The organism is Gammaproteobacteria bacterium, assembly GCA_035501935.1.
GTDB lineage: Bacteria > Pseudomonadota > Gammaproteobacteria > JAJPIJ01 > JAJPIJ01 > JAJPIJ01.
Genome location: DATJVC010000005.1, coordinates 32,379 through 41,766 on the forward strand (window position 1 = coordinate 32,379; position 9,388 = coordinate 41,766).

General features: G+C 61.5%; 9 protein-coding genes. 6 read left to right on the forward strand and 3 right to left on the reverse strand.

All coding sequences use genetic code 11. From position 1 onward, the window contains the following. Positions 1–16 precede the first annotated feature (16 nt). Complete coding sequence (gene kdsA, locus VMH34_01055) at positions 17–838, reverse strand: 3-deoxy-8-phosphooctulonate synthase (protein ID HTT07373.1); 822 nt, start codon at positions 836–838, stop codon at positions 17–19. Next, entirely contained in the window at positions 825–2,507 is a 1,683-nt protein-coding gene (locus VMH34_01060) for a CTP synthase (GenBank protein ID HTT07374.1), read from the reverse strand. The genes kdsA and VMH34_01060 overlap by 14 nt, the downstream gene beginning before the upstream one ends. Positions 2,508–2,668: 161 nt before the next feature. Here VMH34_01060 and VMH34_01065 point away from each other — a divergent pair, with 161 nt between their 5' ends. After that, complete coding sequence (locus VMH34_01065) at positions 2,669–3,565, forward strand: DMT family transporter (GenBank protein ID HTT07375.1); 897 nt, start codon at positions 2,669–2,671, stop codon at positions 3,563–3,565. A 162-nt stretch (positions 3,566–3,727) separates the two neighbouring features. On the opposite strand, the gene VMH34_01070 is transcribed toward VMH34_01065, so the two are convergent. After that, positions 3,728–4,681, reverse strand: a complete 954-nt coding sequence (locus VMH34_01070; GenBank protein ID HTT07376.1) for an adenylate/guanylate cyclase domain-containing protein — start codon at positions 4,679–4,681, stop codon at positions 3,728–3,730. A gap of 234 nt (positions 4,682–4,915) precedes the next feature. Here VMH34_01070 and VMH34_01075 point away from each other — a divergent pair, with 234 nt between their 5' ends. From VMH34_01075 to VMH34_01095, 5 genes are all read left to right on the forward strand, one after another. Further along, complete coding sequence (locus VMH34_01075; GenBank protein ID HTT07377.1) at positions 4,916–6,592, forward strand: formate--tetrahydrofolate ligase; 1,677 nt, start codon at positions 4,916–4,918, stop codon at positions 6,590–6,592. A gap of 180 nt (positions 6,593–6,772) precedes the next feature. Continuing rightward, positions 6,773–7,189: a hypothetical protein gene (locus VMH34_01080; GenBank protein ID HTT07378.1), complete on the forward strand. Its 417-nt coding sequence runs from the start codon at positions 6,773–6,775 to the stop codon at positions 7,187–7,189. 178 nt (positions 7,190–7,367) lie between these two features. Next, positions 7,368–8,489, forward strand: coding sequence for a 3-oxoacyl-[acyl-carrier-protein] synthase III C-terminal domain-containing protein (locus VMH34_01085; GenBank protein HTT07379.1), 1,122 nt, complete (start codon positions 7,368–7,370; stop codon positions 8,487–8,489). A 5-nt stretch (positions 8,490–8,494) separates the two neighbouring features. After that, entirely contained in the window at positions 8,495–9,220 is a 726-nt protein-coding gene (locus VMH34_01090) for a methyltransferase (protein ID HTT07380.1), read from the forward strand. Then, on the forward strand, positions 9,210–9,388 hold a 179-nt coding region (locus VMH34_01095; protein HTT07381.1), incomplete at its 3' end, for an FAD-dependent oxidoreductase. The genes VMH34_01090 and VMH34_01095, both read left to right, overlap by 11 nt.

Below are 9,388 nucleotides of genomic sequence, written 5' to 3' on the forward strand. Positions count from 1 at the left end.
GTTATTGTTACTCGAATTACTTCGCTGATTTCTGCTTGGTAATCTGATCCAATTCCTTCAGTGTTTCCAGCAGCGCAGGCATGTCCTTCAGCCGCACCGAATTCGGCCCGTCGCTCATGGCTTTTTCCGGTTGCGGATGGGTTTCCATGAATAATCCGGAAATACCCACCGCCACGGCGGCACGCGCGAGCGGCGCCACGAATTCACGCTGGCCGCCGGAGGAGCCGCCCTGCCCGCCGGGCATCTGCACCGAGTGCGTGGCGTCGAACACCACCGGACAGCCGGTGTCGCGCATGACGACCAGGGCGCGCATGTCGGAAACCAGATAATTGTACCCGAAGCTGGTGCCGCGCTCGCAGACCATGATCTGATCGTTGCCCGTCGCCTTGGCCTTGGCGACCACATGCTGCATGTCCCACGGCGCCAGAAACTGCGCCTTCTTGATGTTGACCGGTCTGCCCTGACGGGCGACGTTCTGGATGAAGTTGGTCTGCCGGCAGAGAAAGGCGGGTGTTTGCAACACGTCCACGACCGCCGCCACTTCCTTGAGCGGCGTATCCTCGTGCACGTCCGTCAACACCGGCAGTTGCAACTGCTGCCTGACCTTCTCCAGCACCTTCAGCCCTTGTTCCAGACCCGGTCCGCGGAAACTTTCGTGCGAGGTGCGGTTGGCCTTGTCATAGGACGCTTTGAAGATGTAGGGAATGCGCAGCCGCCGCGTGATTTCCTTCAGCGTGCCGGCCACCTCCATGACCAGCGCCTCGCTCTCGACGACACACGGCCCGGCAATCAGGAAAAATGGCTGATCCGGGCCGATCTCAAAATCACACAGCCGCATGCTTGAGCGCCGGCTTGCGCGCCGCGCGGTAAGCCATTGCCGCGGCGATGAAGGATTTGAACAGGGGATGGCCCGCGCGCGGGGTCGAGGAAAATTCCGGGTGAAACTGGCAGCCGATGAACCACGGATGATCCGGCAGTTCGATCATTTCGGTCAGGGTCTCGCCGCTCACAGTCGCCCGCGCCCGCGCCGCGACTCTCAAGCCGGCGGCTTCCAGCTGTGGCAGATAATAGTTGTTGACTTCATAACGATGCCGGTGGCGCTCGTTCACCGTCCGGCTGTTATATATCTTTTCCACTTGCGTCCCGGCGGCGACGTCGGCGGCCTGCGCGCCGAGGCGCATGGTTCCGCCCAGATCCGAATTGACGTTGCGCCGCTCAACCACGCCATCGCGGTTCTGCCACTCGGTAATCAATGCCACCACCGGATGGGGCGTGTTGGGGTCGAATTCGGTGCTGTTGGCACCGGCGAGCCCCACCTTGCCGCGCGCGTATTCGATGACGGCCAGCTGCATGCCAAGACAAATGCCGAGATAAGGTATGTGGTTCTCGCGCGCATGACGGATGGCCTTCATCTTGCCCTCAGTGCCGCGGGAGCCGAAGCCGCCGGGCACCAGTACCGCGTCGGCGGCGCGCAGCGCGCTCCAGGCCGCCGCGTCGTCCTTTTCCAGCGCCTCGGAATCCACGTAGGCGATGCCGACCCGCGCGCGATTGTGGATGCCGGCGTGGGTCAGGGCCTCGTTCAGCGATTTGTAGGAATCTGTGAGGTCCACGTACTTGCCGACCATTGCCACCGTGACGTCGCCCTGCGGATGTTCCAGCGCCTCGATGAGATCGTTCCACGGCTTCAGATCGGCGGCGCGGGCCAGCAGTCCCAGCTTCTGACAGACGATTTCATCGAGCAGCTGTTCGTGCAGCATGCGCGGTATCTTGTAGATCGAGTCAACGTTCCACACCGAAATAACCGCCTTGGGACGCACGTTGGTGAACAATGCGATCTTCCTGCGCTCGTCCTCCGGTATGGGCCGATCGGAACGGCACAGGAGCGCATCGGGCTGTATGCCTATGGAACGCAGTTCCTTGACGCTGTGCTGCGTGGGCTTGGTCTTCATCTCGCCCGCAGTCCCGAGATAAGGCACCAGCGTCAGATGGATATAGCAGGTCTCCTGAGCTCCCAGCTCAAGACCCATCTGGCGGATGGCCTCAAGGAATGGCAGCGATTCGATGTCACCGACGGTCCCACCCACCTCGACGATGGCCACCTCGGCATCGCCGGCGCCGCGGCGGATGAAGGCCTTGATCTCATCGGTGATGTGGGGAATGACCTGCACGGTGCGGCCCAGATACTCGCCGCGCCGCTCTTTTTTGATGACGCTTTCGTAAATCTGGCCGGCGGTGAAGTTGTTCGCCTTGCGCATCTTCGCCGAACAGAAGCGCTCATAATGACCAAGGTCGAGATCGGTCTCGGCGCCGTCCTCGGTGACGAACACCTCGCCGTGCTGAAACGGGCTCATGGTGCCCGGATCGACATTGATGTAGGGGTCGAGCTTGAGATTGGTGACCTTGAGCCCGCGCGATTCGAGGATGGCGGCGAGCGACGCGGCGGCGATCCCCTTGCCCAGTGAGGAAACCACGCCGCCGGTGATGAAAACGTAGCGCGGAGAGGTCATCCTCCCACCTCGAGGGATGGGCGCCGGAAGGGAAATGCACCCTGCGCGCGGCGGTTTGGCATCGGGGGGCGAAACTACCAGAAGCCGGCGCTTTTCTCAATCACTACGACGCGATCGCGTGCGGGTGTTATACAATCCGCGCCTTTGCGCCGCCTCCGACCATGAAGATGGAAACCTTGCGCGAGTCCCTGTTCGCCGCCACGCCGGCAATCAGGAGTGTTTATGCCGCCCTTGGCGCCTCGCTGATGATGGCGGCCATGAGCACCATGATCAAGCTCGCCTCGTCTCAAACTGGCAATGAAATGGTGGTGTTTCTGCGCAGCGGTTTCGGGCTCATGTTCCTTCTGCCGGGTCTGTGGCGCCGGGGCATCGGTGTCCTGGCCACACGGCGATTCGCCGGCCACCTTGCACGCTCATGGTTCGGCCTCTCCGCCATGTATTGCTTCTTCTACGCCATAGGCCACATGCCCCTGGCGGAGGCCGTGCTGCTGAATTACAGCTCGCCCATCTTCACCGCCCTCATTGCCTGGACCTGGCTCGGCGAGCGGGCCTCGCCCAAAATTTTCATCGCCATCGGACTGGGCCTGCTGGGCGTGGGGCTGATCCTGAAACCCGGCGGGGTGCCATGGTCTGGCGCGGCCTGGGTGGGCGCCATATCGGCGGTACTGGCGGCGCTGGCCATGGTCAATATCCGCCGCATGGCCGATACCGAACCCATTTTTCGCATCGTGTTCTATTTCAGTCTCATCAGCGTGGCTACTTCCGGCGTGCCATTGTTATGGGCGTGGCGCACGCCCAATCTGCATGTGTTGGCAACGATGGCCGCCGCCGGCCTGATGGCCAGCGCCGGACAGCTGTTGCTCACATACAGCTATTCAACCGCACCCGCCGCCCGGGTCGGAACCCTGAGTTATTCGACAGTGGTGTTTGCGGCCCTGATTGGCTGGGTGCTTTGGGGCGAACGGCCGGATTGGTTGTCCGTGGCCGGGGCCGTGCTCATCGGTACCGCCGGAATGCTGGTGACCCGGCGGCCCCCCCTGCCTCCCGAGGCCGATTGACTCCAGCTTGTGGAATCCCGGAAAAATGTCAGAGCCCCGCGGTACAGGGATGTACCGCCGTTTTCAATGGCGACAAGCCATTGAAAATCGGAGGCCGGCAAAAACCACGCTTTTTGCCGGCCGAGCTCTGAGAAGTCCAGGATGGACTTATTCAGAGCTGACCTAGGCGAGCATAAACTCCAGGGCGGTTTTGGCCTTGCGGCTGGGTTCCTCGCCGAAATACATGACGCCGTTCATGGCCAGGTTGCAATCGGATTTCTTCAACAGGGTGCGGGTGCCGCCCTGCAGTTCGATGTAGGTACCGTTGCTGCTGAAGTCCGATACATAGAACGAGCCGTGTTTGTAATCGATGCGCGCGTGTTCCCGCGATACCATGTGGTGATCCAAAACCACGTCATTGTTGCGCCCCCGGCCGATGGTGACCGTCGGCTTCTGCTTGGAGACCTCCAGCGTCTGGTTGGAACCGCGCACCTTGAGCTTGAGGCGGGCCTTGGCGAGCGGACCGTGGGTGATTTCCGTTGTTTTGGTGAAACTGGCCGTTTCGTCGGTCTTGGAGGCATCCGTCAGGATTTGATACACATCCAGTGGCCGCGCCTTGCCGCGGATCACCACCGTGTCATAGAAGGAAACCATGTGGCGAAAGGCCTCGGGCAGGGCCTTGGCGATGGCTTCACTGGCCATGAAGCTGTTGGATTTTGCCAGGGACACCAGCCGCGAGGCCACGTTGACCGTGTCGCCGAAAATATCGTTGCGCTCCTCGATGACCGGGCCGTAATGCGTACCCACCCGCAGGTGCAGCAGACCCGTGGTGTCGGCCGTTTGCGGCACTTGCAGATCGGCCGCCGCCTTGATCATCTGCCGGCCGGCCATGACCGCCTCATGCGCCGTTTTGAACACACACATCAACTCATCGCCGATGGTCTTGACCACCCGGCCGTCAAATTCCTTCACCACCTGCGTCAATTTGCCCAGGGAGTCAGTGATGATGAACTTGGCTTCGGCATCCCCCAGAAGTTCGTACATGCGGGTGCTACCGGACAGATCTGCGAACAGCACCGCCATCTGAACGTCGGCCCGCTCCGGGGCGCGAATTGTCAAATCTTCTTCATCGATCATTTTTCTAGTATAACGGTTTCGCGCTCCATGTTTGAGGCTGCACGCCGGCCGGCCGAACCGGACGGGAAGCAGTTCGATCTCAACGATAGAGTTTTCGCCCGGCACTGATCCGGGTAGACTAACTGCCATCCCCTTACAATCACACGGCCCTCAACCGTGCCGGGGTTTGCACGCTTCCGGGCGCCTGCCGGAGGAAAAGAGGGCCCACAACAATATGAAAAGCGAGGATTTTCCATGAAGTCCGACATTGAAATTGCCCAAAAGGCAACGATGAAGCCCATCATCGAACTGGCGAAGAGCAAACTGGGCATAGACGGCAAATTTCTCGAGCCTTACGGCCACTACAAGGCCAAGCTGTCACTGGATTACCTGCATGAAATAGAGAAACGACCGGATGGGAAGCTCATTCTGGTCACCGCCATCAGCCCGACGCCGGCCGGCGAGGGCAAGACCACGACGACCGTGGGCTTGGGCGACGCACTCAACAAGATCGGCAGGAAGGCCATCATTTGTCTGCGCGAACCCTCGCTCGGCCCCGTCTTCGGAGTCAAGGGCGGCGCCGCCGGCGGCGGTTATGCGCAGGTGGTGCCGATGGAAGACATCAACCTGCATTTCACCGGTGATTTCCACGCCATCGGCGCCGCGCACAACCTGCTCTCCGCGATGATCGACAACCACATCAATCACGGCAATGAATTGAGAATAGACCCGCGCCTGATCCAGTGGAAACGGGTCGTGGACATGAACGACCGGGCGCTGCGCAAAATTGTCATCGGACTGGGCGGCACGGCCAACGGATTCGTCAGGGAGGACGGTTACGACATCGTGGTGGCCTCCGAGATCATGGCGATTTTGTGCCTGGCGACTTCATTGAAAGACCTCAAGGAGCGCCTGGGCCGCATTGTCATCGGTTATACCCAGGGCGACAAAAGACCGGTGTACGCGCGGGATCTGAAGGCGCACGGCGCCATGGCCACGGTGCTGAAGGACGCCATCAAGCCCAACCTGGTGCAGACATTGGAGAACAATCCGGCCTTCATTCACGGCGGACCGTTCGCCAACATCGCTCACGGCTGCAACAGCGTCACCGCCACCAAGACTGCGCTCAAGCTCGCCGACTATTGCGTCACCGAGGCCGGTTTCGGCGCCGATCTGGGCGCCGAGAAGTTCATCGACATCAAATGCCGCATGGCGGGCCTCAACCCCTCCGCAGTGGTGCTGGTCGCGACCATCCGCGCGCTCAAATTTCATGGCGGCGTGAAAAAGGAGGACCTCAACAAGGAAAATCTCGAGGCACTGGCGAAAGGCATGGTCAACATCGAAAAGCACCTCACCAACATCCGCGATCACTACGGCCTGCCATGCGTGGTTTCGGTGAATCACTTCACCTTCGACACCGAGGCCGAGATCAAACTGCTCAAGGAGCGGATCGAATCGCTCGGCGGCCGTTTCGTTCTTGCCAAGCACTGGGCGCACGGCGGCGCCGGCGCCGAGGATCTGGCGCATGCGGTCGTCGATGTCATCGACAAGTCGAAGAAAAAATACACCTTTGTCTACGAGGACAACCTGCCGCTCACCGACAAGATCAAGGCCATCGCCACCAAGATCTACGGCGCCGGCCAGGTGACCTTTACTGATGCCGTGAGGAAGCAGTTGGACGAATGGAACAAGGACTATGGTCACTTCCCGGTATGCATGGCCAAGACACAGATGTCGTTCACCGCCGATCCGAACGTGCGCGGCGCGCCGACCGGCCATACCCTCAACGTGCGCGAAGTGCGGCTGTCGAACGGCGCCGGTTTTGTGGTCGCCATCTGCGGCGACATGATGACCATGCCCGGCCTGCCCAAGGTACCCGCCGCCGAAAAGATCGACATCGACGAACACGGCAACATCGTCGGCCTTTTTTAGCGTCATGTGACACCGCCGTTAAGACAGTATTCATCATCTTGATGACATCATTAAAATGTTGAAGGACGCGCAACGGTGGACACAGTTACAGTGTGATTCGATCTGATTACATATTCGAATTTGTCGCGCAGTGAGAGTAGTGTGGTATCTGTTCTTTATCCCAATAGAAGGAGAACTGTCATGGGCTATACCGCACGCAAGATGAATTACTGTTATGTCACTGTATCCAATCGCGCCGGTTCCGCGGCAGGCATCTTAAAGGCGCTGAAAAGCGCGGGCATCAGTCTGACCGCCTTCTCCGGCTTTCCCGCGAGCGGTGGCAAGGCACAGGTGGATTTGATCGCCGAGCGGCTCGGCGGCATACGGCAGCTTGCCAGACAGCACGGCTGGAAATTGAGCAGGCCGAAAAAAGGATTTCTGATCCAGGGCACGGATGAGATTGGCGCCATTGAAAGGCCCATCTCCAAACTCGCGGCGGCAAAAATCAATGTCATTGCCGCCGATGCCGTTGCCGCGGGCCGGGGCCGCTATGGCATGATCCTGTGGGTCAAGCGCAGGGATTATGGACGGGCCGCCAAGGCCATCGGTGCACACTGACGCTACCGACCAATTCCGTTTTCATACCTGACCGGTGCGCGGAAATTCCGGTACGAGATGCCCGTTGCGCGCCGTTCTGGCCTGGCGCGGGAGAAACAAGCCCACCCTTGCTCCGATCGCATCAAGCACTGTTTCATTGCCGAGCCCTGCCAACCATACCCACTGGGAGCCCGTCCGCATGAATCTGCCCGAGCTTTTTCCCGTCACCCGTCCGCTGATCGCCGCTGCCACGCGTCCAATGATCATCGGCGGCCTGGGCACCGCGGTTCCGCCCCATCGCCACAGGCAGACGGACTGCTACGAGGCACTGAAGCAAACCAGCGCCTACGACCGGCTCCAATCGCGTTCACAAGCGCTACTGCGCAAATTGCTGGCCGGCAGCAACGGCATCCACAGCCGCGCCCTGGCCCTTGAGCAGATCGCGCAAGTGGATAAGTTCAATCCCGATACCTTGCAACAGCATTACGAACGCCACGCCCCGCAGCTGGGCATGGAAGCCGGGCGAAAAGCGCTGGCGGACGCAGTGATTGATGCCCGCGCCATTGATGCCGTCCTCGTCAGCACCTGCACCGGTTATCTGTGTCCGGGTTTATCGTCATATCTGATCGAGGGACTGGGACTGCGATCAGATGTGATCGCATTGGACCTGGTCGGCAACGGCTGCGGCGCGGCCCTGCCCAATCTACACATGGCCCAGTCCCTGCTGGCCGCGGGTGGGTGTGAACGGGTGTTATCCGTGTGCGTCGAAGTATGCACCGCCGCTTTTTATCTTGATGACGATCCGGGCGTATTGATCAGCGCCTGCCTGTTCGGCGACGGCGCCGCCGCCGCCGTGCTGGGCACGGAGCCGCCCGCTGACGGCAGGCGGCGAATTGCATGGAGAGCCTTCGGTTCGGAGATTGATCCCTCACGGCGCGATCTGCTGCGCTTCGAACAACGCCAGGGCATGCTCCGCAATATCCTGACCCCGCCCGTGCCGCGCCTGGCCGCGGAATATGCGGAACGCGTGCTCGACCGGGTGCTGGATGAACAAGACTTGCGCCGTGCCGATATTCAGGCCTGGATATGGCATGCCGGCGGCCGCGACGTCCTCGCCGCCCTGCGCGAGCGCTTGGACCTGGACGACGACGCCACGCGCTGGAGTGCGGAAGTTTTGAGCGAATACGGCAACATGAGCAGTCCGAGCGTGCTGTTTGCCCTCGACAAGGCCCTGATCGGCGGCGCCGCGCCGGGCGCATGGTGGCTGTCCAGTTTCGGGGCCGGCTTCAGTTGCTATGGCGCGCTGTTGCAGGTGAGCTGACGCCGATGTCGCTGGCACAGCGGCGGCGGGAGGAGGAACTGCTCGACGTGCTGCCGGCGAGCGACCCGCGCGCGCAGCGTTCGCGGCGCGATCTGCGGCGGGTCAACGTGCTGATGGGCCAGCGCTTCATCCTGCGGCAAAATTTGCAGGCGTTGTTCAGCGCGAGCGCTCCACGGCGCATCATCGAGATCGGCGCCGGCGACGGCACGTTGATGCTGTCACTGGCGCGCAGTCTCGCCGGTCGCTGGCCCGGCGTCACCGTGACCCTGGTCGATCGCCACCCCATCGTGTCGCCGGCGACGCTGACCGCATTCTCACAACTGGGCTGGCGCACCGAATGCGTCACCGCGGACGCGATCCCGTGGTTCCAGCAGGGCCACCCCGCCGATCTGGCCGTGGCCAATCTGGTACTGCATCATTTCGATGAGCCGCCGCTACGTAAACTGTTCGCGGCCATCGCCCGCACAACGGAGGTCTTTGTCGCCACCGAACCGAGGCGATCCTCGACGGCGCTCATGGGCAGCCGGGCGCTGGCGCTTATCGGTTGCAACGAGATTTCCCGCCATGATGCCGTGGTAAGCGTGAGAGCGGGTTTCAACGGCCGCGAGCTGTCCGCGCTGTGGCCCGCGGGTAACGACTGGCAGTTGACCGAACGCCGCGCCGGCTTGTTCACGCATTTGTTTGTCGCCCGGCAGGGCGGACAACTACGGGAGAAGCGGCGTGATCTATGACGCCGTGGTCATCGGTGGCGGGCCTGCCGGTTCCACGGCCGCCCTGCGGCTGGTGCTGGCGGGCTGGACTGTGGCATTGGTGGAGAAATCGTCTTTTCCACGCCGCAAGGTATGCGGTGAATTCATCTCCGCCACCACCCTACCCTTGTTGCGCGCCCTCGGCGTGGA